The 23,502-nt window shown below is 70.5% G+C and carries 24 protein-coding genes and 1 rRNA gene; 13 read left to right on the forward strand and 12 right to left on the reverse strand.

Going from position 1 to position 23,502, the window contains the following annotated elements; genetic code table 11:
• Window positions 1–88: ribosomal RNA gene (gene rrf, locus ACIHAD_RS16910) — 5S ribosomal RNA — on the forward strand; the annotation flags it as partial.
• A gap of 1,312 nt (window positions 89–1,400) precedes the next feature.
• On the opposite strand, the gene ACIHAD_RS16915 is transcribed toward rrf, so the two are convergent.
• Both ACIHAD_RS16915 and ACIHAD_RS16920 read right to left on the reverse strand, forming a co-directional pair.
• On the reverse strand, window positions 1,401–3,167 hold the full coding sequence (locus ACIHAD_RS16915; RefSeq protein WP_397355392.1) for a PQQ-binding-like beta-propeller repeat protein: 1,767 nt from the start codon (window positions 3,165–3,167) through the stop codon (window positions 1,401–1,403).
• Window positions 3,168–3,181: 14 nt separating this feature from the next.
• A complete protein-coding gene (locus ACIHAD_RS16920; RefSeq protein ID WP_397355394.1) occupies window positions 3,182–4,534 on the reverse strand; it encodes a hypothetical protein in 1,353 nt (450 codons plus the stop codon).
• Window positions 4,535–4,824: 290 nt separating this feature from the next.
• Here ACIHAD_RS16920 and ACIHAD_RS16925 point away from each other — a divergent pair, with 290 nt between their 5' ends.
• On the forward strand, window positions 4,825–5,793 hold the full coding sequence (locus ACIHAD_RS16925; RefSeq protein ID WP_397355395.1) for a serine hydrolase: 969 nt from the start codon (window positions 4,825–4,827) through the stop codon (window positions 5,791–5,793).
• Here ACIHAD_RS16925 and ACIHAD_RS16930 read toward each other — a convergent pair.
• From ACIHAD_RS16930 to pstS, 5 genes are read right to left on the reverse strand one after another with little or no spacing between them, the layout of a single operon-like run.
• Window positions 5,762–6,487, reverse strand: a complete 726-nt coding sequence (locus ACIHAD_RS16930; protein WP_397355396.1) for a response regulator transcription factor — start codon at window positions 6,485–6,487, stop codon at window positions 5,762–5,764. The genes ACIHAD_RS16925 and ACIHAD_RS16930 overlap by 32 nt on opposite strands.
• On the reverse strand, window positions 6,487–7,263 hold the full coding sequence (pstB, locus tag ACIHAD_RS16935; protein WP_397355397.1) for a phosphate ABC transporter ATP-binding protein PstB: 777 nt from the start codon (window positions 7,261–7,263) through the stop codon (window positions 6,487–6,489). Before pstB ends, ACIHAD_RS16930 begins: the two co-directional genes overlap by 1 nt.
• A gap of 15 nt (window positions 7,264–7,278) precedes the next feature.
• Entirely contained in the window at window positions 7,279–8,151 is an 873-nt protein-coding gene (gene pstA, locus ACIHAD_RS16940) for a phosphate ABC transporter permease PstA (protein ID WP_397355398.1), read from the reverse strand.
• Window positions 8,148–9,128 (reverse strand): phosphate ABC transporter permease subunit PstC, encoded by a 981-nt coding sequence (pstC, locus tag ACIHAD_RS16945; RefSeq protein WP_397355399.1) that lies wholly within the window; start codon window positions 9,126–9,128, stop codon window positions 8,148–8,150. Before pstC ends, pstA begins: the two co-directional genes overlap by 4 nt.
• Before the next feature lie 6 nt (window positions 9,129–9,134).
• Window positions 9,135–10,250 (reverse strand): phosphate ABC transporter substrate-binding protein PstS, encoded by a 1,116-nt coding sequence (pstS, locus tag ACIHAD_RS16950; RefSeq protein ID WP_397355400.1) that lies wholly within the window; start codon window positions 10,248–10,250, stop codon window positions 9,135–9,137.
• A gap of 136 nt (window positions 10,251–10,386) precedes the next feature.
• Between pstS and ACIHAD_RS16955 the strand changes: the two genes are divergently transcribed.
• From ACIHAD_RS16955 to ACIHAD_RS16965, 3 genes are all read left to right on the forward strand, one after another.
• Entirely contained in the window at window positions 10,387–10,860 is a 474-nt protein-coding gene (locus tag ACIHAD_RS16955; RefSeq protein WP_397355401.1) for a low molecular weight protein-tyrosine-phosphatase, read from the forward strand.
• Window positions 10,847–11,632 (forward strand): fructosamine kinase family protein, encoded by a 786-nt coding sequence (locus ACIHAD_RS16960; RefSeq protein ID WP_397355402.1) that lies wholly within the window; start codon window positions 10,847–10,849, stop codon window positions 11,630–11,632. The genes ACIHAD_RS16955 and ACIHAD_RS16960 overlap by 14 nt, the downstream gene beginning before the upstream one ends.
• A gap of 165 nt (window positions 11,633–11,797) precedes the next feature.
• On the forward strand, window positions 11,798–12,169 hold the full coding sequence (locus ACIHAD_RS16965; protein ID WP_397355403.1) for an Rv3235 family protein: 372 nt from the start codon (window positions 11,798–11,800) through the stop codon (window positions 12,167–12,169).
• A gap of 12 nt (window positions 12,170–12,181) precedes the next feature.
• Here the strand turns inward: ACIHAD_RS16965 and hisN are convergent, their stop codons facing one another.
• On the reverse strand, window positions 12,182–13,015 hold the full coding sequence (gene hisN / locus ACIHAD_RS16970; protein ID WP_397355404.1) for a histidinol-phosphatase: 834 nt from the start codon (window positions 13,013–13,015) through the stop codon (window positions 12,182–12,184).
• A 53-nt stretch (window positions 13,016–13,068) separates the two neighbouring features.
• Here hisN and ACIHAD_RS16975 point away from each other — a divergent pair, with 53 nt between their 5' ends.
• Window positions 13,069–13,524, forward strand: coding sequence for a DUF4442 domain-containing protein (locus ACIHAD_RS16975; protein ID WP_397355405.1), 456 nt, complete (start codon window positions 13,069–13,071; stop codon window positions 13,522–13,524).
• A gap of 11 nt (window positions 13,525–13,535) precedes the next feature.
• Here ACIHAD_RS16975 and rsgA read toward each other — a convergent pair whose 3' ends face one another.
• From rsgA to ACIHAD_RS16990, 3 genes are all read right to left on the reverse strand, one after another.
• Entirely contained in the window at window positions 13,536–14,570 is a 1,035-nt protein-coding gene (rsgA, locus tag ACIHAD_RS16980; RefSeq protein ID WP_397355896.1) for a ribosome small subunit-dependent GTPase A, read from the reverse strand.
• A 160-nt stretch (window positions 14,571–14,730) separates the two neighbouring features.
• Complete coding sequence (gene aroA, locus ACIHAD_RS16985; protein WP_397355406.1) at window positions 14,731–16,005, reverse strand: 3-phosphoshikimate 1-carboxyvinyltransferase; 1,275 nt, start codon at window positions 16,003–16,005, stop codon at window positions 14,731–14,733.
• An 89-nt stretch (window positions 16,006–16,094) separates the two neighbouring features.
• Complete coding sequence (locus ACIHAD_RS16990) at window positions 16,095–16,223, reverse strand: hypothetical protein (RefSeq protein WP_397355408.1); 129 nt, start codon at window positions 16,221–16,223, stop codon at window positions 16,095–16,097.
• A gap of 263 nt (window positions 16,224–16,486) precedes the next feature.
• On the opposite strand from ACIHAD_RS16990, the gene ACIHAD_RS16995 reads away from it, so the two are divergent.
• Together ACIHAD_RS16995 and ACIHAD_RS17000 are read left to right on the forward strand one after the other, a co-directional pair.
• Window positions 16,487–17,230 (forward strand): SOS response-associated peptidase, encoded by a 744-nt coding sequence (locus ACIHAD_RS16995; RefSeq protein WP_397355409.1) that lies wholly within the window; start codon window positions 16,487–16,489, stop codon window positions 17,228–17,230.
• Window positions 17,231–17,386: 156 nt separating this feature from the next.
• Complete coding sequence (locus tag ACIHAD_RS17000; protein WP_397355410.1) at window positions 17,387–17,719, forward strand: TraR/DksA family transcriptional regulator; 333 nt, start codon at window positions 17,387–17,389, stop codon at window positions 17,717–17,719.
• A gap of 74 nt (window positions 17,720–17,793) precedes the next feature.
• On the opposite strand, the gene ACIHAD_RS17005 is transcribed toward ACIHAD_RS17000, so the two are convergent.
• Window positions 17,794–18,534 (reverse strand): class I SAM-dependent methyltransferase, encoded by a 741-nt coding sequence (locus ACIHAD_RS17005; protein ID WP_189646551.1) that lies wholly within the window; start codon window positions 18,532–18,534, stop codon window positions 17,794–17,796.
• A gap of 123 nt (window positions 18,535–18,657) precedes the next feature.
• On the opposite strand from ACIHAD_RS17005, the gene ACIHAD_RS17010 reads away from it, so the two are divergent.
• The 5 genes from ACIHAD_RS17010 (at window position 18,658) to ACIHAD_RS17030 (ending at window position 23,462) form a co-directional block, all read left to right on the forward strand.
• Window positions 18,658–19,374, forward strand: coding sequence for a sigma-70 family RNA polymerase sigma factor (locus ACIHAD_RS17010; protein ID WP_387654924.1), 717 nt, complete (start codon window positions 18,658–18,660; stop codon window positions 19,372–19,374).
• Complete coding sequence (gene rsrA / locus ACIHAD_RS17015) at window positions 19,371–19,637, forward strand: mycothiol system anti-sigma-R factor (RefSeq protein WP_397355411.1); 267 nt, start codon at window positions 19,371–19,373, stop codon at window positions 19,635–19,637. Before ACIHAD_RS17010 ends, rsrA begins: the two co-directional genes overlap by 4 nt.
• A gap of 10 nt (window positions 19,638–19,647) precedes the next feature.
• Window positions 19,648–20,586, forward strand: a complete 939-nt coding sequence (locus tag ACIHAD_RS17020) for an NAD-dependent epimerase/dehydratase family protein (protein ID WP_397355412.1) — start codon at window positions 19,648–19,650, stop codon at window positions 20,584–20,586.
• A gap of 225 nt (window positions 20,587–20,811) precedes the next feature.
• Entirely contained in the window at window positions 20,812–22,167 is a 1,356-nt protein-coding gene (locus ACIHAD_RS17025) for an HD-GYP domain-containing protein (RefSeq protein ID WP_397355413.1), read from the forward strand.
• On the forward strand, window positions 22,164–23,462 hold the full coding sequence (locus tag ACIHAD_RS17030; protein WP_397355414.1) for an HD-GYP domain-containing protein: 1,299 nt from the start codon (window positions 22,164–22,166) through the stop codon (window positions 23,460–23,462). Before ACIHAD_RS17025 ends, ACIHAD_RS17030 begins: the two co-directional genes overlap by 4 nt.
• Window positions 23,463–23,502: the final 40 nt, after the last annotated feature.

A 23,502-nucleotide genomic window follows, 5' to 3' on the forward strand; every position in this document is an offset into this window, starting at 1 on the left:
CGGTTACATTCCGAACCCGGAAGTTAAGCTTCTCTGCGCCGATGGTACTGCACTCGGGAGGGTGTGGGAGAGTAGGTCACCGCCGGACAATCTTTTGGGAAGGGCTCCGACTTCGGTCGGGGCCCTTTCTGTGTTTCCGGGGTTGTTTCGTGTGGTGTCTGGACGTCGACGTCGACGGGGGCGTGGGCGTGGGCGGGGGCGTTGGTGGGGCGGGTGGGTTGGTGGACCCGCGTCCTGTAGTCCGCGTCTGGGGCCCGTGGCCACTGTCCCTGTGTCCGCGATGCGGGATCCGCGGGCCGGGATCCCGGGGTTCGCGAGCCGGGATTCGGGGTCCGGGGTCGGGATTCGGGGTCCGGGGTCGCGGGCCGGGGAGGGGGCCGGCTACGGTGGGCACGCCGGGTGGGCTGTTCGGAGGCAGAGAGCGAGCTTGAGGGGTCTCGTGCTGCTGGGGTGGCTCCGGCGGTGGGCCGGCTTGAGGCGTCGGGGTGCGGTTACAGGTGTTGACGTCGGGGCTGGTGTGGGATGGGCTGGCCGGTTGGTTGGGAGCGGCCCTGCGTAGGCGGTGCGTGTGCTGCGCTGCGGCTGACGTTACGGGGCAGTGCCGCGTGACGGGCCGCGTGACGGGGGCTCGTTACAGGGTCTCGTGGCGGGGCTGCGTGATGGGCGTCGGGTGGGCGGTGCTGGGAGAACTGGGGTGTGGGGGCAGGCCGGTTTCTAGCTTTGGTGGGCCGTAGGGCCAAGGCGATGGGTAAGGCGCCGGGTGCCGGGGCGACGGCCTTCGAGGTGGGGGTGTCGGAGCGGTAGGTCAGTCGGGCTGGTGGCACTGCTTCGATCAGGAGCAGGGGGACGGTCTGCTGGTTGTTGGGAGCCGGCATTCGGCGGTCTAGTTGTCGAGAGCGGGCGGTGGACGAGCCGGTTGTCAGGTGGGGGCTTCGGACAGGCCTTGGTTGGGGGCTTTGGACGGGTCGGCTCGGTTGTGGGGGTGGGAGTGCCTGCCGTTCAGGAGCCTCTGGTTCGCTGGATGGGGCCGCTCATACCGGCCTGCGGCATGGGGAGAGGCCACGCTTGCGGATGCTCGGAAGGCGCTTCGCTGGGGGCGGGGAGGGGCCCGGGCGGGGTGGCATGGTGGCCTGGTGAAGCGGGGACTACGGGGGAGCTGTCTTCCTGGGAGGTGCGGAAGGGGTCATGGGCGGGTGGGGTGATGTAGGGCTGGTTCATCAGGCCCATCAGGATCGGCTGCTGGGCTTCGTGAGGGTCTGCTCAATAGGGCGGTGAGGGGGCGTCGCGTGTGGTCGATGTTCTCGTGGTGGGGAGCGCCGGTTCGCAGTGGTGGGCTGCGGGGCTGGAGATGGGAGAAGGGCCTCACGCTGGGTGCGTGGGGCCCTTCTATGTTCGGTGGGTTAGCTGGATCTGGTGTTGACGTAGGTGACGGCGTACCTGGTGGCTACGGAGGTCCAGGGGATGATGATCACTGCGCCGTTGCGTTCGAAGACGCGGGCCTTCTCGGCCTCCGTGCCGTACTTCTGGGGGAGGGTGGCCAGTTCGGTCACCTTGCCGGTGGCGGCGTCCAGACGGATGAGGCGGGGGGCCAGGTCGCGGCGGTCGCCGGTTTCCACGGCGAGCAGGCCCTGGTCGTCGGCGCGGATGTAGGTGAGGATCGTGTCGTGGGTGCCGGAGGATTCCCACACCTGCTTGCCGGTCTTCAGGTCGAAGGCCAGGGCCTTGTTGCGGGAGCGCATGCTCTGCGGGACGTTCTCCGGGAACGACGCCAGGTAGAGGCGGTCGCCGTGGATGGTGTAGCGGCGTTGTTCGAACAGGCCGCTGACGAAGGCGACGGTGTTCATGGCGAGCATGTCTACCTCGGGGGTCTTGAACTCGGTCACCTTGGCGGCGGCGTCGGAGTAGACGGTGAAGTTGTTCTGGCCGCCGGACTCGTTGCGGATGATCGCGGGGGAGGCCGACAGGAGGCTGCTCATGAGGCCGAGCTGGCCGAGGGTGGCCTGCTTGGTGATCTTGCCGGTTCCCGGGTCGATGTACTGGAGGCGGGTGCCGCCCCTGAAGGTGCAGTCGAGGATGACGGCGACCCGGGTGGGGGCGGTGTTGATGTCCTTCACGTGGCAGCCGTCGTCGCCGGACGCGGTGGCGCTCCACACCTTGCGGCCGTCGGAGAGGCGGTAGGCGGTGACCGCGTCGTTCAGCTCGGTGACGGCCACGCCGTTGGCGCTCATGATGCGGGGGACGTTGATGGAGTTCGCGAGGGTGGACTTCTCCGCCGGAATCTTGATCTTCCAGGTGAGCTTGCCCGTGGTGGTGTCGATGCCGGCCAGGTGGTCGCACGAGGTGTTGCTGCCGTACGCGATGGCGGCCTTGCCCTGTGACAGGTCTGGGGTCGCGCCGCAGAGCTGGGAGCCCGGTGAGGGGATGCCCCAGGCGCGTTTCCCGGTGGTGAGGTCGTAGGCCAGGACGCCGTCCTTCTGGGCGCGGATGACGACCCTGTCGGTCAGCCAGCTGCCGAAGGCCAGGGCGGTGGTGAAGTCCCAGCTGCCGGCGTTGGGAAGGGGGACGTCCCATTCGCCTGCGTTGTTCCCGCCGCCGAGGGCGGTGATGCCCCCGCTGGTGGTTCCGGTGGTGGCGACGAACCAGGCGGTGCCCGTGCTGACGGAGAGGAGGACCACGGCCGCGCCGGTGGCGATCAGGGCGGTCTTCCACTTGGGGCGGGGGCTCTGCTGGGGGTGTGCGGGCGCGGGGTAGCCGCCGTACGGGGTGCCGCTGCCGTTCGTGGGGGGCTGCGGGGGTTGTCCGTATGGCGAGGGAGCGCCGGGGGAGGGGGTGTTCGGCGGGTATGCGGCCGGGTGGCCCGCCGGCGGCGGGTAGGGAGCCGCGCCCGCCGGGGGTTGCGGGTAGGAAGGCGCGCCCGCCGGGGGTTGCGGGTAGGAAGGCGCGCCGGTGGGCGCGTAGGGGGTCGAGGTCGCGCCTGCGGGCGGTTGTGGGTAGCCCGCGGGTGGGTAGGCGGCCGGGGTCGTCCCTTGTGGGGGGTACGCGGCGGGGCTCTGGGGCCACGGCTGGGAAGGCGGGGGGTAGGAGCCGGACGTGGACGCCGGCTGGCCGTACGGGTCGGGGGGTTGGTGGCCGTACGGGCTGGGTGGGGTGTTGGAGTGGTCGGTCATGGTTGGTTCCCCGTTCAGGCCAGCTGCCCGCGGACGTACGACGTCCACTGCCGTTCGAAGTCCGCCTTGGTCACGCCCAGCACCTTGAACAGTGCCGCCTCGCCGTCGTCGCCCTTGGCCCGGTAGGACGCGACCACGGCGGTGGTCAGCTTCTCGTCGCCGTACCGCTGGGCGATGTAGCGCATGGCGAGGTGTCCCATCAGGTAGTGCACGTTCGTCATGCCGTTGGAGTCCCAGGACGGGTTGTCGGGGAGGTGTCCGGTGAAGGGCGTGCTGAGCCGGCCGGCCACGTAGGCGCGGCCTTCCTGGACGCGGATGTTCTGGTTGAGCGGGCGGCCGCGGTTGGCGGCGTACTCGGCGAAGCCCTCGATGACCCAGTTCGGCTTGCCGAAGAGGGAGAAGTCGGCGCTGTCCAGGCCGGCCAGGAGGGAGTGGGCCAGCTCGTGGGTGCTGATCTCCAGGATGCCCTCGGAGGACCGGAAGAAGCCCGAGGTGGTGTCCATGACCACCCGGGTGCCGCCGACCTTCACGTCGTCGCCCATCGAGTTCCAGGCGAGCATGGGGATGGACACGCCCGCTTCGTGCGCCTTCTCCTTGCGGAACAGGTTGCCGAGCTGGTTCTGCCCCTTCACGAGCGCGACCACGAATCCGGCCGGCACGGACGCGGCCGCGTCGCCGTTGCGCTTCCAGAAGTCCAGGTTCTTCTTCGCCGCGCCGGCGACCACCGGGGCGACGCGCCTGGCCATCGCCGCGTCCTCGGGACGGGCCAGGACGACGCTGGCGCCCGCGCGGACCACGGCGATGTCCGGCCAGATGTCCCATGGGCCCGGGTAGTACATGGACTTGGAGCCTTCGCTCAGCATGGGCGGCGGCGCGCCGTCCACCTTGGTGACGACCAGTGGCGCGTCGGCGGACGCCTTCTCCAGCGTCCAGCGGTACCACTCCGAGACCGGCCGCAGGTCGATGCCGGCGAACCGGTGGACGAACGCGACGTCCTGGGTGAACTTCAAGGCCCGCCCGAAGCTGTCCTCGGCGCGGCCCTCGCGGTGCAGCACCTTGTACGACGCCTCGCTGAGCGGAACCTTGCGCAGGTTCGCGAACACCTTGCGCTGGTCGCGGATGAGCCCCGCGTTGCCCTTGTCGAAGATCGAGGTGAACGCCTCGGCGTTGCCGCCGCTCAGCGCCTTGCCGTGCTCGTAGACCAGTTTGTTGATCTCCTGGTCGGTGACGACCACGGCGTTCGGGTCGCTCTTGCCCGACGCCTCCTGCCGGCGCAGCGGGTCGTCGACGCCGCCGATGCGCCCCCGCAGGACGAAGCCGACCCCGGCGCCGACGGCGATCGCCACCACGAGCGAGACGATGCCCATGGTGACCCAGAAACCGGTCCGGCGCCTGGGAGGAGGAAGAGGAGTGGGTGGTGGTGGCGGCTGCATGCCCGGCCACTGTTGCTGTTGTTGCCCCTGATACTGAGGATAAGTCGGCCCCGTTGTCACTTTTGCCCCGAGAGTGCTGGGAAACCCCGAAAGAGGGGAATCGTACCAGTGGTCACATCGCCGGTCTCAGGGGTGGTCGGGCTCTTCGCGCGGTGATGAGTAGGTGAAGATGATTTCCAGCCACTCGTAGCGAGTCGTCGCCATTTTTCGTGATAATTCACCGCATGATCGCGGGCAGCCTGAGAACGCTTCCCCGGCTGGCCATCGCGCTCGCCCTCCTGTTGCCACCGTTCGTCCCGGTAAGGGCCGCGGGGACGGTGGTGAGCACGCACGCGGCCCCTGCGCCGGTACGGGCGCCGCGCCACCCGGGATCCGCGGCGGTGGCCGAGCCCTGGCCGGTGGAGAAGCCGACGGCCGTGGCCTGGCCGGTGGAGAAGCCGAAGACCGTGAAACCGGTCCCGGCGAAGAAGATCACCAAGCGGCTCGACCGCTTCCTGGCGGGCAGGCCGGGCCCGGTCACGGCCATGGTCAAGGACCTGACGACCGGCCGGGTATACCGCTACCACCCGGGCGAACGGCTGATCACCGCCAGTACGGCCAAGGTCCAGATCCTGATGGCGCTGCTGCTCCGGAAGCCGTGGCGCAAGCTCCCCGAACCGGTCAGGCGCGACGCCGAGCTCATGATCCGCTACAGCGACAACCACGCGGCCGACCGCCTCTGGCTGCGGATCGGGGGCGCGGCGGGCTTCACCGAGGCCGGTAGGAGGTTCGGGCTCAAGCACACGCGCGGCGTCCCGGGGGACTGCGTGGACCTCTACTGCTGGGGCATCACCGAGACGTCGGTGGACGACCAGGTTCGCCTGACGAAGGCGCTGGTGTCCGGGAAGAGCCCGCTCAAGGCGAAGGAACGCGCGCAGGTGCTCAGGCTCATGGGCACGGTCGTCCACGGCCAGGACTGGGGCCTCTCCGCCGCGGCCTGCGAGGGCGAGCGCGTGCACCTGAAGAACGGCTGGCTGAGGCGCGTGTCCAACAGGCGCTGGGCCACGGTCAGCGTAGGGCTGATCAGGGGCCGCGGGCACGACTACGCGGTCGCCGTCCTCACCGAGGGCGGCGCCGAGGTGGGGGACGGCATCGCGACCGTCGAGGGCGTCGCCGCACGGATCATGCGGGACTTCCGGAGATGCCCGGCGTGACGAGCCGGTAGCCGACGCCACGTACGGTCTGGATGAGCCGGTCGTCGTTGTCGCCCAGGCGCGCCCGCAGCCGTTTGACGTGCACCGCGATGGTGTTCGTCGAGGTGGTCGCGGCGGCGTGCCACACGTGCCGCATGATCTGCTCGCGGGTGACCGTGCGGTCGGCGTTGCGCATCAGGTACTGCAGCAGCTCGAACTCGCGCAGCGGCAGGTGCACCGCGCGGCCCTCGACGCGTACCTGGTACGCCTGGACGTCCAGTTCGACGCCGCCGACGGCCAGGACCTTGCGGGACTCGGGGGAGGCCGCCTGGATGAAGGGCAGCAGCTCCGGCACCCGGTACGGCCGGGCGACGCAGGCCGCCGCCCCGGCCGCGAGCGCGCGTACGGCCTGCTCGGCGTTACCCTCGCCGACGCCGAGCAGGACCGGTACGGCTCGCGCGAGCCGTACCGCGCGGACGAAGTCCACCGCGTCGATGACCGGGAGCGTGGCCGCCACGAGCACCACGTCCGGCTGCAGCGCTCCCGCCTGCAGCAGCCCTTGGGCGCCGTCCGGCGCGCCGGTGACGGCCACGCCCTCGCGTTCCAGGGCCGTGGCCAGGTCATCGACCACGGCTTCGTCGGGGTCGGCGATGAGCAGTACGGGCTTGGTCCTCGTGTCCCCGTTCATCGTGGATGCCGCCTGCTGTGGGGTCATCAGCCGAAGCGTCCCGTGATGTAGTCCTCTGTTGCCTTCTCCGAAGGGTTGGTGAACATGCGGGAGGTCTCGTCCATCTCGATGACCTTGCCGGGCTTGCCCTGGGCGGCCAGGTTGAAGAACGCGGTCCGGTCGCTGACGCGGGCGGCCTGCTGCATGTTGTGGGTCACGATCACGATCGTGAACTCTTCCTTGAGCTGGGCCATCAGGTCCTCGATGGCCAGCGTCGAGATGGGGTCGAGCGCCGAGCACGGCTCGTCCATGAGCAGGACCTGCGGCTTGACCGCGATGGCGCGGGCGATGCACAGGCGCTGCTGCTGACCGCCGGACAGGCCGGCGCCGGGCTTGTTCAGCCGGTCCTTGACCTCGTTCCAGAGGTTGGCGCCCTTCAGCGACTGCTCCACGATGCCGTCGAGGGTGGACCTGCCGACCCGGCCGTTGAGGCGGAGCCCGGCGGCCACGTTCTCGTAGATCGACATCGTGGGGAACGGGTTGGGGCGCTGGAAGACCATGCCGACCATCCGGCGGACCGAGACGGGCTCGACGGTGGGGGCGTAGAGGTCTTCGCCGTCGAGCATGACCTTGCCCTCGACGCGGGCGCCGGGGATCACCTCGTGCATGCGGTTGAGCGTGCGCAGGAACGTCGACTTGCCGCATCCGGACGGGCCGATGAACGCGGTGATCGAGCGCGGCTCGATGGTCATCGACACGTCCTCGATCGCCTTGTGCGACCCGTAGTACGCGTCGAGGCCCGAGACCTGGATCTGCTTGGACATTGTGGCGGTTACCCCCTATCGGCCCCTGGCGGGCCTGCGCCACCAGGCGATCAGGCGCGCCACCAGGTTGAGCAGCATGACGATCAGGATCAGCGTGAGGGCTCCGGCCCAGGCGCGGTCGATGGCGGCGTCGTTGGGACGGGCCGCCTGGTCGAAGACGAAGAGGGGAAGGCCCATCTGCGGCCCGCTGAACGGATCGTTGTTGATGGAGTCGGTGAAGAACACCGTGAGCAGCAGCGGCGCGGTCTCGCCGGCCACGCGGGCGACGGCCAGCATGACGCCGGTGACGATGCCGGTGAGCGCGGTCGGCAGCACGACCTTCAGGATCGTGCGCCACTTGGCCACGCCCAGCGCGTACGACGCTTCGCGCAGGTCGTTGGGCACCAGCCGGAGCATCTCCTCGGCCGATCTGACCACGGTCGGCATCATCAGGATCGACAGTGCGAGCGCGCCGGCGAAGCCGGAGAACGGGTTGCCCAGGAAGAGCACCCAGAAGGCGAGGATGAACAGGCCGGAAACGACTGAAGGGACGCCGGTCATGACGTCCACGAAGAAACTGATGGCCCGGCTCAGCCGGCCGCCGTGGCCGTACTCGACCAGGTAGATGGCGGTGAACAGGCCGATCGGGACCGAGATGAGCGAGGCCAGCAGGACCTGCTCCAACGTGCCGATGATGGCGTGGTAGGCGCCGCCGCCGACGTCGCGGGCGCCGATGTTCCGCATCGAGTGGGTGAGGAACTCCAGGTCGAAGCGGGGCAGGCCGTTCGAGATGACGAGCCAGAGGACCGACACGAGCGGCACCACGGCCAGCGCGAACGCCAGATAGACCAGCCCCTGGACGAACCTGTCCTTGATCCGGCGGCCGGTCGAGATGTGCTGGATGGTCATGCCCCCACCGCCCTGAACTCCTTGCGCCGGTTGATCACCATGCGTGCGCCCATGTTGACCAGCAGCGTGATGACGAACAGCACCAGGCCGGAGGCGATCAGCGCGCCCCGGCCGACCTGCGTGGCCTCGCCGAAGCCGTTGGCGATGTTGGCCGCGATGCTGTTGGCGTGCGGGGTGAGGATCTCGAAGCTGAGGTCGAAGGTGGCCGGGAAGATCAGCGCGACCGCGATGGTCTCGCCCATCGCGCGGCCGAGGCCGAGCATGGCGGCGCTGATGACGCCCGGGCGGCCGAACGGCAGCACGGCCATCCTGATCATCTCCCAGCGGGTGGCGCCGAGCGCCAGGGCCGCCTCCTCGTTCATCTTCGGGGCCTGGAGGAAGACCTCGCGCGAGATGGCCGCGATGATCGGCAGGATCATGATCGCCAGGACGATGCCGCCGGCGAGCATGGTCTTGCCGCCGATGGCCCCCTCGCCGGAGAACAGCGGGAACCAGCCGAGGTGCTCGTTGAGCCACTGCGACGGCGTGCGCAGCAGCGGCACCAGGAACGTCACGCCCCACAGGCCGTAGACGACGCTGGGCACGGCGGCCAGCAGGTCGACCAGGTAGCCGAGCGGCCCGGCCAGGCGGCGGGGCGCGTAGTGGGAGATGAACAGCGCCACGCCCACCGCGATGGGGGTGGCGATGACCAGCGCGATCGCCGAGCTGAGGACGGTGCCGAAGGCCAGCGCGCCGATGCCGAACACCTGGCTGCCGTTGGGCTCCCAGATCAGGTCGGTGAAGAAGTTGCCCTTGTTCGCCTGCAGGGCCGGCACGGCCTCGCTGATGAGGAACACGGCGATGGCCGCCATGATCGCCAGCAGCAGGACGCCGGCACCGGTGGAGACGAACTTGAAGGGGCCTTCACCATGGCTGCGCCGCGAGGCGGACCGGCTCGTGGCCGGCCCGCCCCCACGGGTACGAACGTTGGTCGTCATGTGCTGCTAGGAGATCGCGCCGACGGCGGTGCGGACCTTGGTGAGCAGCTCGCCCGCGAGCGGGGCGTAGCCGAGGTCCTTCAGCGCGGCCTGGCCCTCGTCGCTGGAGGTGTAGGTGAGGAACTCCTTGACGATCTTGGCCTGCTCGGGCGCGAGGCCCTTCTCGCAGGTGATCTCGTACGTCACCAGCACGATCGGGTACGCGCCCGCCGTCTTGGTGGCGTAGTCGATGCTCAGCTTCAGGTCGTTGCCGGTGCCGGTGATCTCGGCGGTCTCGACCGTCTTGGCCGCGCTGTCGGCGGTCAGCTCGACGAACTCGCCGGAGCCGTTGGCGACCTTGGCCTTGCTGAGCTGGGAGTTCTCGGCGAAGGAGAGCTCGACGTAGCCGATGGAGCCCTCGGTGCTCTTGACGCTGGCCGCGACCTGGTCGGAGCCCTTGGCGCCCTGGCCCTTGGCCTCGGCGGGCCACGCCTTGGCCGGCTCGTACGGCCAGCCGGCGGTCGCCTTGAGGAACTTGGTGAAGTTGTCGCTGGTGCCCGACTCGTCCGAGCGGTGGAAGGCCGAGATCGGCGTGGACGGGAGCTTGGCGTCGGGGTTGTCGGCCTTGATGGCCGCGTCGTCCCACTTGGTGATCTTGCTGTCGAAGATGCCGCCGATGGTCTTGGGCGACAGCTGCAGGCCGTCCACGCCGGGGACGTTGTAGACCACCGCGACGGGGCCGGTCACCATCGGGATGTTGATGGCCTTGCCGGTTTTGCACCGGGCGTCGGCCTGGGCGGGCTCGCCCTTGTCGTCCTTGAGGGCGGAGTCGGAACCCGCGAAGTCGACCGTGCCCGCGATGAACGACTGCACACCGGCACCCGAACCGCTCGGCTGGTAGTTCAGGCTCACACCCGAGTTCTTGGCCTGGAAGTCCTTCTTCCACTGGTCGATCGCGTTGGCCTGGGCCGACGAGCCGGCGGCGTTGATGGTGCCGCTCAGGCCGTTGTCGTTGCCCGCGGCGGAAGCGCTCGCGGAGCTGGTGTCGCTCGTGCCCCCGGAGCTGTTGTTGTCTGTGCCGCACGCAGCGAGCGAGAGCGCGCCGACGACGGCGACGGCGGCGAGCCGGCCTGCATACTTCACGGTTGGGTTCCCCTCACTTGGTCCTTAGTCGCCACGAAGTTATGCAGGCAAAGTGACTCAGACCCCCCAACAAGGGTGAACGTTCGGTGAACGCGCCCGGTCATCTCCATCAATGTGACCAGGGAAGATGGGAGGTATGAGCTATCGCGTGTGTCTCGTGTGCATGGGCAACATCTGCCGTTCACCGATGGCGGAGGTGGTGCTCCGGCAGACCCTGGAGGGGTACGGGCTCGGCGGCCGGGTCGTCGTCGAGAGCGCGGGCACCGGCGGTTGGCACGTCGGCGACCCCATGGACGAACGCGCTCTGGGCATCCTGGCCGAGCACGGCTACGACGGCGCCGCCCACCGCGCCAGGCAGTTCACCGAGGACTGGTTCGACCGTTACGACCTGGTGCTGGCGATGGACCGGGACAACGCGGCCAATCTGCGCCGGCTGGCGCCCGCCGGGGTCGAGGTGCGCCTGTTCCGCTCGTTCGACTCCGGCGCGCCGGACGGCGCCGAGGTGCCCGACCCCTATTACGGTGGCCGCGAGGGTTTCGAGGAGGTGCTGACCATGCTGGAGACGGCCTCGGAGGGCGTGGCCGGGCACATCGCCGATGAGATCGACTGAGGACCTCGGCTCCTCCCACGGCCGGCGGCTGCGGCGAGGCGTGCTGGCCGACGGGCGGCAGGTGTTCGCCAAGACCGGGCCGGCCTCCGGCGTCTTCGCCTCCGAGGCCGCCGGGCTGCGCTGGCTGGGCGAGGCGATCACCGTGCCCGAGGTCGTGGAGGTGGGCCCGGACCGGCTGGTGCTGTCGTGGGTGCCGCAGGAGGCGCCCACCGCGGAGGCGGCCGTCCGGCTCGGCGGTGACCTGGCCCGTCTGCACCGCGCCGGGGCCGACGGCTTCGGCGCGCCCTGGCCGGGGTTCATCGCCGAGCTGCCCATGGACAACTCGCCCGACGGCGACTGGCCGTCCTTCTACGCGAACCGGCGGGTGTTGCCGTTCCTGCGCCTGGCGCGGCTGCCGTCCCGCGACGTGGCGCTGGTGGAACGGGCGGTGGAACGGTTCGCCGAGGTGGGCGGGCCGGCCGAGCCGCCCGCCCGCGTCCATGGGGACCTGTGGAGCGGGAACGTGTTGTGGTCCGGCGGCACGGGGGTGCTCGTCGATCCGGCGGCCCACGGCGGCCATCGGGAGACGGATCTGGCCATGCTCGCCCTGTTCGGGCTGCCGTACCTGGATCGGGTGATGGGGGCGTACCGGGAGGAGTTCCCGCTCGCGCCGGGGTGGCGGGAGCGGGTGCCGCTGCACCAGTTGCATCCGCTGCTGGTGCACGTGGTCCTGTACGGCGATTCCTACCGCGATTCACTGATGAATGCGGTCGCCGGGGTGTTGTCGCTCTGAACAACCGATAAAGAAATAGGGGATCCAGCTCGGGGAAGCCTTTCTCCGCCCAAGCGGATGAAAGAGGACGGCGGCCGGGTAAAGTTGGCGGATTTCGTATCCGGCGGCCCGGGCCGAAAACTCATTAAGGCGTTTCCTTCTTCCCCCTGAGTATTTGGAGGGCGCATGGCGGACGACCCCACGCACGGCGCACTGGCCCTGACCCCGCTGGTCTGGGGACCGCCCGGGGCCCGGCCCGACGAGCGCAGGCTGCGCCAGCTCGGGCAGGCGCTGGCCGAGGTGCTGACGGGTCGCCGCCCGCCGGAGTCGGTGGCCGACCGGCTCACCGGCCGGGCCTACCGCGACCTCGTCAGGGCCGGACGGATGATCTCCGCCGAACGGCCGCCGTTCGTCGGGAGCCCGCACGTCATGGAGCCCAGGGAAGGGGCCGTCGAGATGTGCCTTCTGGTGCACTGCGGCGAGCGCAGCCACGTCCTGGCCGTACGGCTGGAGCGGCACGGCCACCAGTGGTTGTGCACCGACTTCGAGACGGCCTGACGGGTTCCCCGCTCAGGAGGTGATCGTGGTGCCGTTGAGGCGGTTCAGCACCTCGTCGTGGAGGGTGCCGTTCGTGCAGACCAGGCTGCCGCCCTCCAGGCCGCGCACGCCGCCGAGGTCGGTCCAGACACCGCCGGCCTCCTCGACGATCACGGTCAGGGCCGCCATGTCCCACGGGGACAGCTCGGGCTCGGCGGACACGTCGGCCGAGCCCTCGGCGACCATCATGTGCGACCAGAAGTCGCCGTAGGCGCGGGTGCGCCAGCAGGTGCGGCCGAGGTCGAGGAAGTTGTCCAGCTTGCCGAGCTTCTCCCAGCCGCCGAAGCTGGAGTAGGAGAAGGAGGCGTCCTCCAGCCTGGCGACGGAGGAGACGTTCATCCTGGTGGCCTTCGCCAGGCTCCGGCCGGTCCACGCGCCGCCGCCGGTCGCCGCCCACCAGCGCCGGCCGAGCGCGGGGGCCGACACCAGGCCGACGACGACCTTGCCGTACTCCATGAGGGCGATCAGCGTGGCCCAGACCGGCACGCCGCGCACGTAGTTCTTGGTGCCGTCGATGGGGTCGATGATCCACGACCGGGCTCCCCAGCCGGTCTTGCCGAACTCCTCGCCCACCACCGCGTCGCGTGGCCGGGCGCGGCGCAGCGTGCCGCGGATGGCCTCCTCGACGGCGCGGTCGGCGTCGCTGACCGGCGTCAGGTCGGGCTTGGTCTCGACCTTGAGGTCGACCGCCTTGAACCGCCGCATGGTCAGGTCGTCGGCGGCGTCCGCCATGACGTGAGCGAGGCGTAGATCGTCGTTGTAACCCTGCACGGTCAGCCACGCTATCGCGTCGGTCGTGCCGGACATCAGTCGCTGACGCTCTTTTCTGGTAACTCCCTTTTCGCCTACTGACCAGTAACATGTCTCCTATGTCCACTGATGTAGGTGCCTTCCTTCTCGAAACCGTTCCATTCGCCCGTACGTTGGGGATCGTGTTCGACTCGGTCGAGGACGGCCGGGCGGAATGCCGGCTGCCGGACCGGCCCGAGCTGCACAACCACGTGGCCGGGCCGCACGCCGGCACGTTGTTCACGCTGGCGGAGTCGGCGTCGGGGGCGGCGGTGCTGTCCAGGTTCGGCGATCAGCTCAGCCGGAGCGTGCCACTGCCCACGACGGCGACCATCGAGTTCCGGAAGGTGGCCCTGGGCGAGGTGCGGGCCGAGGCGCGGGTGGCGGCCACCAGGGAGGAGGTCGTCGGGAAGCTGGACGCCGGTGAGCGGCCGGTCTTCGACGTGCTGGTCGATGTGCGGGACGCCGCCGGCACCCTGGTCACCAGCCTCACCGTCACCTGGACCCTGCGCCCCAACCGCCCCTGACCCCCCCGGGGTCAGGCGGCGGGCTCGTCGGGGGCGCCCTCGCGGCTGGACAGGAGGCGGCGCAGCGACTCGAGGCGGGCCGGGTCGGCGTTGCCCTGGGCCGCCCAGGCGTCGAGCGCGCAGCCGTCGCCGAGATGGGTGCAGCCCTTCGGGCAGGTGACCGTGCCCTCCACCAGGTCGGGGAAGGCGGCCAGCACGGTCTCGACCGACACGTGCGCCAGGCCGAAGCTGCGCACCCCCGGCGTGTCGATGATCCAGCCGCCCTCGGGCAGCTCCAGCGCGACGGCCGAGGTGGAGGTGTGGCGGCCGCGGCCGGTGACCGCGTTGACGTGCGAGACCGCCCGGTTGGCGTCCGGCACCAGGGTGTTGACCAGGGTGGACTTGCCCACGCCCGAATGGCCCACCAGCACGCTGATGCGGCCGGCCAGGTGGTCGCGCAGCTCGTCGAGCGAGCCGCCCTTGTGGACCACGATGTGGGGCACGCCCAGCGGCTCGTACAGGGCGACCAGCTCGTCCGGCGGGGCGAGGTCGGACTTGGTGAGGCAGAGCAGGGCGTCGATCTCGGCGTCGAACGCCGCCACCAGGATCCGGTCGATCATCCGGGGCCGGGGCGGCGGGTCGGCCAGCGCGGTGACGATCACGAGCTGGTCGGCGTTGGCCACGACCGGGCGCTCGATGCCGTCGGTGTCGTCGGTGTCGTCGGCCGAGCGGCGCAACATCGAGGTGCGCGGCTCCACCCGGACCACCCTGGCCAGCGTGTCGGGGAGCCCCGACACGTCGCCGACCAGGGCCACCCGGTCGCCGACCACGATGCCCTTGCGGCCCAGCTCGCGGGCCTTCATGGCGACCACGAGCCGGCGCTGCGCCTGCTGCTTGCGTTTGTGGCCGCGTTCGGGCTCGACCAGGGTCGTGTAGCGGCCCCGGTCGACGGCGACCACGAAGCCTTCCACGGCGTCCTCGTGCGCGGGACGGATGCGGGTGCGCGGGCGCGAGCCCTTGCCCGGCCTGACCCGTACGTCGTCCTCGTCGTACTCCCGCTTTCTCAGCGGTCTGCTCCCATGCGCTCGCTTCCTCTCACCTTCGCCGGATGTGCCGGCCGCGGGGCGCGCGCCGAGCACGACGACCTCGCGGCACGCGGACGGACGACGCCGGACCCTCCTGCGAAGTGCCCATGCCGCCTGCCGCGAAACGCCCGATCAGCGCCGCTCATCGGGACTCCAACATCGCCGCCCACATCTGGACGAACTCGGGCAGCGTCTTGGCGGTCGTGGCGATGTTCTCCACCTCCACGCCCGGCACCGCGAGGCCGATCACGGCCCCGGCCGTGGCCATGCGGTGGTCGTCGTAGCTGTGGAACACGCCGCCGCGCAGCGGCCGCGGACGGATGAGCAGGCCGTCGGCCGTCTCCTCCACGTCGCCGCCGAGGGCGTTGATCTCGGCGGCCAGCGCGGCCAGCCGGTCGGTCTCGTGGCCGCGCAGGTGGCCGACCCCGCGGATGCGGCTCGGCGTGGTGGCCAGGGCGGCCAGTGCGGCGATCGTGGGGGTCAGCTCGCCCACCTCGTGCAGGTCGGCGTCGAGGCCCTTGACCTCGCCCGTGCCGGTGACGACCAGGTCGTCGCCGTCGCGGGTCACCGTGGCGCCCATGGTGGTGAGCAGGCCGCGCAGCGCGTCGCCCGGCTGGGTGGTCTCCGGCGGCCAGTCGGGGATCGTGACCGTGCCGCCCGTGACGAGCGCGGCGGCCAGGAACGGGGCCGCGTTGGACAGGTCGGGCTCCACCGTCAGGTCCCTGGCCGCGATCGGGCCCGGCTCGACCCGCCACACGTCGCGCTCGGTGTCGTCGACCCTGACCCCGGCCTCGCGCAGCATGTGGACGGTCATCTCGATGTGCGGCTGCGAGGGCACCGGCGGGCCGACGTGGCGGATCGTCACGCCCTTCTCGAACCGCGCCGCCGTCAGCATCAGCCCCGAGACGAACTGCGAGGAGCCGGAGGCGTCGATCGTGACCTCGCCGCCGGTCAGCGGCCCGGTGATCGTGAACGGCAGCGCGTCGTTGTCGATGCGCGCCCCGAGCGCGCGCAGGGCGTCGAGGATCGGGCCCATCGGGCGCTTGCGGGCGTAGGGGTCGCCGTCGAAGAAGACCGGCCCGTCGGCCAGCGCCGCCATCGGCGGGACGAACCGCATGACCGTGCCCGCCAGGCCGGCGTCGATGCGGGCGCCGCCGCTGACCGGGCCCGGCGTCACCGCCCAGTCGACCGCGTCGGTGGTCTCGCGCACGGCCGTCAGCGTGGCGCCGAGCGCGCGCAGGGCCGACACCATGAGGTCGGCGTCGCGGCTGCGCAGCGCCTGGCGCACGACGCCTGGACCGTCGGCCAGCGCGGCCAGCAGCAGCGCGCGGTTGGTGACCGACTTGGAGCCGGGCAGGCGGACGGAGGCGTTGACGGGGGTGACGGCCGTCGGCGCGGGCCAGTGCGGAGCGGGCATGTACAGAGCCTACTGGCCCTGGTACGGCGCGTTCACAGCCTGTGGACAACGCGCTGTCACGTGTCCGAAGGGTCGGGGGCGCGGCGGGATCAAGGGGTCAGGGCCGCGCGGCCCTCGATCGTGCCGGACTCCAGCTCGGACAGTACCGACGGGGCCTCGGCCAGCGGCCGGCGTTCCACCCGTGCCCTGATCCGTCCCTGGCGGGCCAGTGCGAGCACCTCGTGCGGGTCGCGCCGCGTCCCGGCGTACGGCTTGGCGACCGCGGTGCCTCACGGCAGCCCCTGGGGCGGGCTCGCCGCCGGGAACGCCAGGGCCCCGCCCGCCAGACGGTCTCGTCGGCGCCGTAGCCCCCGGCGGCCCCCAGCTCGGCCCTGCCCCGGCTCGACGAGCTGGTACGCCTTCATGCGAGCACGCCTACCCCGTCCGGCGGGCCCGGAGGCAAACCCGCGAGCGAAAGCCGGACGTATGGCACTGTGGGGACATGTGCGGTAGATACGCCTCGGCGCGCAAGAAGCACGACCTGCTGGAGGAGTTCCAGGTCGAGCTCGACGGCGAGCCCGACAAGGAGCTGGGCGCGGACTTCAACGTCGCCCCCACCAAGAACGTCTACGCGGTCATGAGCCGGACCTCCAAGGAGGACGAGCACCCGGTCCGGCAGCTCAGGATCGTCAAGTGGGGCCTCGTGCCGGTCTGGGCCAAGGATCCGTCGATCGGTTCCCGGCTGATCAACGCCAGGGCCGAGACGCTGGCCGAGAAGCCGTCGTTCCGGCAGGCGTTCGCCAAGCGCAGGTGCCTGATCCCGGCCGACGGCTACTTCGAGTGGATGGCCGTCGAGGGCGAGAAGAAGAAGCAGCCGTACTTCATCCACCCCCAGGACGGCGGCGTGCTGGCCATGGCCGGCCTGTACGAGTTCTGGAAGGACCCCACGCGCGACGACGACGACCCGCTCAAGTGGCTGGTGACCTGCACGGTCATCACCACGGACGCGGAGGACCAGCTCGGCCGCATCCACGACAGGATGCCCATGATGATCGAGCGCGACCGCTGGGCCGACTGGCTCGACCCGGGTGTCACCGACACCGAGCGCGCCTCACGTCTCCTGGTGCCCGCGGAGGCCGGGAGGCTGGCGGCATATCCCGTTTCTACTGATGTCAATAATGTCCGGAACAATGGCCCGGATCTCATCAAACCACTGCCCGACGAGGAGGAAGCCGCCCTTTTCTAAAGGTGTAGGAAGCGCGGTAAGTGGGCATTCGGTGAGGAAAGCGATGCAACCGTTCACTCGGTGTCACCGCCACAACATGCCCCTAATTGCGCCGGGCGGGACAACCGGGGAGTCCTAGCCGCGGGTTGCCCCCATTTCACCCGGAGGTGCGGATTCGTGGACGTCACGACCGCTCGTCAGCGGCTCGAAGACATGCTCGTGGAGCTGGACCGTTCGATCGGGGTCCTTCAGGGCGACCCGGTCGCGATCGGGGAACGCTCGGCGGCCGACGCGGGCTCCGACCTCACCGACGCCGACCGCGCGCGGGCCATGCTCACCGTGGCGACCGCGCAGCGCCGCGCGGTGACCGAGGCGATCACTCGCCTGGACGAAGGCGCGTACGGCAGGTGTCTCGACTGCGACAAGCCGGTGCCCGAGGGCCGTCTGGAGGCCCGCCCTGAGGCCGCCCGCTGCGTACAGTGCCAGGGAAGACGCGAACGCCGCCGCTGATCGTGCAGAGCCCGCCGCACCGGCGGGAGCCCGAGGCCGCCGGACACGGAGAACGGCGGCCCACGGGCGGCGGGTCAGCTCTTGCGCGCGCTGGCCACCAGGTGGATCCCGACCGTGTCGTCGTCGTCGGGATGGGCGTCGAGCTCGGTGCGCACGAGCCAGGTCAGGGCCCGCCCGTCGGACCCGAGCACGTGGTCGACCGTGGACGGCGACAGCACCGTGCGCGGACGCATCCACTCCACCTCCAGCCCGGCCCCCATCAGCAGCTCCCGGAGCTGACCGCTGCTGAAGCAGCGCGTGATGCTGCCGTCGGGCCAGGGCACCAGCATGACCTCGCCGGTCTGCCGCAGGTGCTGCCACTGCTCCTGCTCGGCGAGGATCGCCATGCCGAGCACCAGCGAGTCGACGCACACCAGCGCCCGCCCGCCCGGACGCAGCACCCTGGCCACGTCGCTCATCGCCGACTCGGCCATGAGCTCGATCGACATCGCGCGTTCCTCGGCGAGCACCGCGTCGACGCTCTCATCGGGAAGAAACGCCAGATCATCGGCGCGCACGTGCCGGACCCGGTCGGCGTCCCGCAAACGGGACTGCGCGTCCACGGTCCGGCGGAAGTCGAGCACCTCGATCACCCGGTGGCCCGCCCTCGCGGCCTGGCCGGACCAGCGTCCGCGGCCGCCGGACAGATCGAGGATCACCGATGGTTCACCGGGAAGCCAGCGGTTCAGTTGCTCGGCGGCGACGGCGCGGTAGAAGGTCCAGTACGGCCCGAGCGTCCCAGAGCCGTTCAGTTCCTCGGCCGGAATGGGCAGCACACGCGACTCCTGAGTTCCGGGAAAAGGGCTACCAGCCGGTACGTATGGACGTTCCCCGCACCGGGTCCTCTGTACCTTCTATCTTGCGGGAACAGACAAGGGCGCGGGCGTGTTGCGACGAGCATGCTCACATTGGAAAGACCGCGCCCCGATGACCAGGAGGTCATCGGCCAGCGGGTATTCTCCCCTGAGTACGGTGTACCGCCACAGCCGGCCACCGGTGATCTTAGGGGGGTGGGTCCGGTGCCCGCGACAGGCGCGGAGACTCTGGAGCAGCGCAGCGAGCGGTTCGAGCGCGACGTGATGCCGTATCTCGAACAGCTTTACTCCGCCGCGCTCCGGATGACCCGGAATCCAGCGGACGCGGAGGACCTGCTTCAGGAGACCTTCGCCAAGGCGTTCGCGTCGTTCCACCAGTTCCAGGAGGGCACGAACCTCAAGGCGTGGCTCTACCGGATCCTGACGAACACGTTCATCAACAGCTACCGCAAGAAGCAGCGTGAGCCCAAGCAGTCCGGCACCGAGGAGATCGAGGACTGGCAGCTCGCGCGCGCCGAGTCCCACACCTCGAGCGGGCTGAAGTCGGCCGAGGTCGAGGCGCTCGAACACCTCCCCGACGGCGACATCAAGCAGGCGCTCGCGGCGCTGCCGGAAGAGTTCAGGATCGCCGTCTACCTCGCCGACGTCGAAGGCTTCCCCTACAAGGAGATCGCCGACATCATGGGCACTCCCATCGGCACCGTGATGTCCAGGCTGCATCGGGGACGCAGGCAGCTCCGGGGCCTCCTTGAGGACTACGCCCGCGAGCGCGGCCTGGTCCCCTCGGAGGGATCGAAATGAGCTGTGGCAACCCGCACGACACCGACTGTCGCGAGGTGCTGGACAAGGTCTACGCCTACCTCGACGGCGAGCTGACCGAGGGTGACGTCTCCGACATCCGCGTGCACCTCGACGAGTGCAGCCCGTGCCTGAAGGAGTACGACCTCGACAAGGCGGTCAAGGCGCTCGTGGCCAAGCACTGCGGCTGCGACCCCGTCCCCGCCGATCTGCGTTCCAAGGTGCTGGCGCGGATCGAGCAGGTGAGGGCGGAGCTGGCCGACTAGGATTCACGCCATGCGCGTCCTAGTCACCGGTGGTGCCGGTTTCATCGGGTCGAATCTCGTCGACCGCCTGCTCGCGGACGGACACGAGGTCGTCGCCGTAGACGACCTGTCCTCCGGCAGCAGGGACAACCTGGTCAACGCGGCCGAGAGCGACCGTTTCAGCCTGCACGTCATCGACGTGCGAGACCCGGCGATCATCGGGCTGGCGGCCGAGCTGCGGCCCGAGGTCATCTGCCACCTGGCCGCCCAGATCAGCGTACGCAAGAGCGTGGCCGACCCCGTCCACGACGCCCGGCTCAACGTCGAGGGCACCGCGTCGGTGCTCACGGCGGCCAAGGAGGGCACCACGCGCAAGGTGGTGTTCGCCTCCTCCGTGGCGGTCTACGGCCGGCCGGCCACCATCCCCGTGCCGGGCGACGCCCCCACCGACCCGCGCTCGCCGTACGCGGCCTCCAAGCTGAGCGCCGAGACCTACCTGGCCACCTTCCGCGCCCTGTACGGCCTGGAGTACACCACGCTGGTGCTCTCCAACGTCTACGGCCCGCGCCAGTCCCCCGACGGCGAGGCCGGCGTCGTGTCGATCTTCACGGACGCCCTGCTCAACGGCACCCCCACCGTCCTCTACGGCGACGGCACCCAGACCCGCGACTACGTCTACGTCGACGACGTGGTCGACGGCTTCGTCCGGGCCTGCGGCAGCGACGGCAACGGCCGCCGGTTCAACATCGGCACCGGCATCCAGACCACCGACCGGCGCCTGCACTCGCTGATCGCCGACGCGGCCGGCGCCCACGACAAGCCCGGGTTCGCGCAGCCGCGCGTCGGCGACCTGCCCGCGATGGCCGTCGACCCGGTGCCCGCCCACGAGGGGCTGCGCTGGGAGCCGCGCACCGACCTGCCGACCGGTGTCAAGAGCACCGTGGCCTGGGCGCGGAGTCGCACCAGGTAGTTGCTTGATTACACTTTGCTTGCGATTTCCCGCTCGGCCCGTACGGTGACGTCCTGTTCTGTAGCGTGAGCTCCAGAAGTCGACGTGGAGGCATGTGGGATGTTGAAGGACAGGTTCACCCGGTTGCTCGCCGCCGTCATCGTGGTCGCCTCGATGGTGGTCCTGACCGGTATCGGCGCGCTTCCGCCAGGGGTTTCCTGGACCTGACCGCAGTAGGGGGCCGCAATGCGTGACCTGCCCTGGCCCGCGAGGGTCTACCTGGTCGCCGTGATCGCGGCGGCGGCCGCTCTCATCGGGCACAGCGCGATCGTCTCCGGCCCGCTCGTGGCGCCGGAGAATCTCGACATCCTGCTGGTGCTCGCGCTGCTCTTCCTGGTGTGCGAGTCGATGCCGACGCTGCTCAACGTGGAGCAGTTCGCGGTGTCGGTGAGCTTCTCGGCGTCGCTGGCCGCGGTCGTGCTGATCGGGCCGGAGGGCGCTGCGGTGGTGGGGCTCACCGCGGCGGTCAGCGTGCGGCCGGGGCTGCCGCTGATCAAGCGGCTGTTCAACGGCGCCCAGTTCGCCGTCTGCGGCTACGCCTCCGGGTGGGTCTACGAGTGGCTCCACGGCGCGATCGGGGTGCCGCGGGTCAACGAGTTCGACAGCCTCATCGGCCCCTACGCCGCCGCGACCGCCGTCTTCGTGCCGCTCAACATCGTGCTCACGCTGACCATGATCAGTCTGGCGACCAGCGTGCGGGCCACGGAGGTGCCGCTGCGCGGCATGGTCCAGTTCCTGCTGTCCTACCTCGGTTACGGCACGTTCGGGCTGCTGGTGGCCGGGTTGTGGGCGACCGTGCAGTCGATCTCGGCGGTGCTGGTGCTGATGCCGCTGTTCGTGGCCCGATGGGCGTTCGGCCAGTACCACGCCCAGCAGCGCTCGTACGACGCCACCATCGCCGCGCTCTGCCAGGCCGTCGAGACCAAGGACTACTACACGCGGGGCCACTGCACGCGCGTCTCGCTCGCCTCCAGCATGATCGCCCAGGAGATCGGCATGGGCCTCGAACGCGTCCGCGCCATCCGCTACGCCGGCATGCTCCACGACGTCGGCAAGCTCGGCGTGCCCACGAAGGTGCTGCAGAAGGACGGGCCGCTCACCGAGGGGGAGCTCGCCGCGATCCAGCTCCATCCGATGCGCGGGCTGGAGATCGTCCGCGGCATCGGCTTCCTCGACGAGGCCTACGCCGGGATCATGCACCACCACGAGCGCCACGACGGCACCGGCTACCCGATGGGCCTGGCCGGCGACGAGATCCCCGAGTTCGCCAAGGTGATCGCGGTGGCCGACGCGTTCGACTCGATGACCTCCGACCGCTCCTACCGGGGGGCGCGCCCGGTCGAGGTGGCCGTCGAGGAGCTGCGCAAGTGCTCCGGCACGCACTTCGACCCGGTCATGGTGGCCGCGTTCATCCGGGCGCTGGACCGCAATCCGTGGCAGCCGCCGCGCCGGGTCGAGGCGCCGCCGCCCGACGCGGCCGACGCCACGATCAAGGACCACGACGACCCGACGATGCCCATCCAGGTCGTGAGCGGGCCATGACCACCACAGAGCGCGTCCGGCGCGCCGACAGGGCGCAGGCCACCGTCCTGCGCAGGCTCGACTCCGGCCAGTTGCTGCTGATCTGCGCGGCCGGCCTGGTCGCCGTCGCGGGTGTGGCGCACACGGCGGCCGTCGGGCTCGACCGTCCCGAGATCGCCATCGGGTTCGGCGCGTTGATCGCGGTCGGCGAGCTGGCCCGGCTGACCATGCCCGGCAACAGGGAGGTCGCGCCCATCGGCGCCGCCGCGGCGCTCGGCTACACCCTGCTGCTCGACCTCAGCCAGAACCAGTTGCGCCACTCCGCGTTGCAGGTCGTGGCCGTGATCGCGGCCGGGATGATCGCCGGCGCGCTGCCCCACCTGGCCGTCGGCCGGCCGCCGCGGCTCGACGCGATGGCCCGCCGCCTGCTCACCGGCGCGCTGCTGGCCTTCGCCTTCCGCCCGCTGGCCGACCCGCTCTACCAGCTCACCAAGCCGCCGCCGGGCGCCCATACCTGGTGGCCGGCGCTCGTCGTGATGGTCTCGCTGATCACGGTGACGCTGCTGGTCGACGTGCTGATCGCCGCGTTGCTGCGGGCCGAGCGGCTGCGCACGGCGTTCCGGGTGGCGGTGCGCGACGAGATCAACATGGCGTTCCCGCTGGGCGCCGCCGTGGCCGCCTCGGGCGTGCTGCTCGCGCTCGCCACGCACAGCATGGATCTGATGGCCCTGCTGGTCTTCGCCGCGCCGCTGCTGGTCACGCAGGTGGCCTTCCGCAAGTACGCCGGCATCCGCGCCACCTACCTGCAGACCGTCCGCGCCCTGTCGCGGGTCACCGAGGTCGGCGGCTACGTCGAGCCCGGCCACTCGCGCCGGGTCTCCCGCCTGGCCGTGGCGGTCGGCCGGGAGCTGGGCATGGCCGAGCCCGAGCTGCTGGAGCTGGAGTACGCCGCCCTCATGCACGACATCGGCCAGCTCTCGCTGCGCGACCCCATTCCGGGGGGCGCGACCGTGCTCGCCGATCCTGAGCAGGCGCGGCGCATCGCCGAGCTCGGGGCCGAGGTGATCAGGCAGACGGGCGTGCTCGACCGGGTGGCCGAGGTGGTCCGGCGGCAGTGCGACGAGATCGCCGACGACCCGCCGCTGTCCAGCCGGATCATCAGGGTCGCCAACGCCTACGACGACCTGGTGGGCCCGTCCACCGATCGTGACCGGGCGGGGGCGGCGCTGGAACGCATCAGGCTCACGGCGGGCAGCGCGTACGACGCCGCCGCGCTCGACGCCCTGACCCGGGTGGTCGGCAGAGGCCGCGTCTAGCTGAATTGCCCGTCTTTGTGGGGTTCCTACAGATCATGCT

The organism is Nonomuraea sp. NPDC052265 (genome assembly GCF_044547985.1).
Classification (GTDB): domain Bacteria; phylum Actinomycetota; class Actinomycetes; order Streptosporangiales; family Streptosporangiaceae; genus Nonomuraea.